Source organism: Streptomyces sp. NPDC026575, assembly GCF_055567415.1.
In genome coordinates this window covers 1-1,094 of record NZ_JBVHQM010000076.1, presented here as the reverse complement: position 1 = coordinate 1,094, position 1,094 = coordinate 1, and the positions used below count along the sequence as shown (strand labels likewise).

Here is a 1,094-nt window from a genome sequence, read left to right as displayed (position 1 = left end):
CTATCCGGAAGGAGCGCCGGCCTTATGGGTTTCACGGACACGCGCTTCAACGTCAATCTGTCGATCCTGTTCACCGAGCTTGCGTTGCTGGAGCGGCCGGCGGCCGCGCGGGCGGCGGGGTTCACGGCGGTGGAGCTGTGGTGGCCGTGGGTGGACGCCCCGGTGCCGGAGCAGGCGGAGCTGGATGCGTTGCGGGCCGCGCTGGAGGACGCCGGGGTGCGGCTGGTGGGGTTGAACTTCTACGCCGGTCGGCTGCCGGGGCCCGACCGCGGTGCGCTGTCGGTGCCGGGTGCGGAGTCGGAGCGGTTCCGTGCCAATGTGCCGGTGGCGATCGCGTTCGCCACGTCGCTGGGGTGCACCACCTTCAACGCCCTGTACGGCAACCGCGTCGAGGGCGTGGACCCCGCCGAGCAGGACAGGCTGGCGCTGGAGAACCTGGTCTTCGCCGCGCGGGCGGTGGGCGAGGTCGGCGGGACGCTGCTGATCGAGGCGCTCAACGCGCCCGAGTCGCCGCACTGCCCGATCGTCTCGGCGCCCAGGGCCATCGAGGTCGTCGACGCGGTGAACGCCGCCACCGGCCTGGACAACGCCCGGTTCCTGATGGACCTCTACCACCTGTCGATGAACGGTGAGGACCTCGATGCGGTCATCGACCGCTACACCGCCAAGACCGCGCACGTGCAGATCGCCGACAACCCCGGCCGCGGCGCCCCCGGCACCGGCGAACTCGACTTCGACGGCCTCCTGGACCAGCTGAACAAGGCCGGCTACGACGGCTACATCGGCCTGGAGTACAAGCCGGGCGACGGCCCCAGCGCCGGCGCCTTCGAATGGCTCCCCGCGCCCCTGCGCGCCGCCACCCCCACCCCCTGACGCACCGGCTGACCCGCCAGCTGAACGCACCTGCTTGAAAGAGGCATTCCAATGAGCAACCTCCCCAAGATCGCATGGGTCGGGCTGGGCATCATGGGCTCGCCCATGGCCGAGAACCTGATCAAGGCCGGCTACACCGTCACCGGCTACACCCTCGAAGCCGACAAGCTCCAGCGCCTCGCCGACGCCGGCGGCACCGCGGCCGCCTCGATCGCCGAAGC

2 protein-coding genes are annotated in these 1,094 nt (G+C 70.9%); both read left to right on the top strand.

Annotated features, from left to right (window positions below; translation table 11 throughout):
* The first annotated feature begins 24 nt into the window (after positions 1-24).
* Positions 25-873, top strand: coding sequence for a TIM barrel protein (locus tag ACZ4NB_RS38740; RefSeq protein ID WP_467667756.1), 849 nt, complete (start codon positions 25-27; stop codon positions 871-873).
* A gap of 51 nt (positions 874-924) precedes the next feature.
* A partial coding sequence (locus tag ACZ4NB_RS38735; RefSeq protein ID WP_467667757.1) for an NAD(P)-binding domain-containing protein occupies positions 925-1,094 on the top strand: 170 nt, incomplete at its 3' end.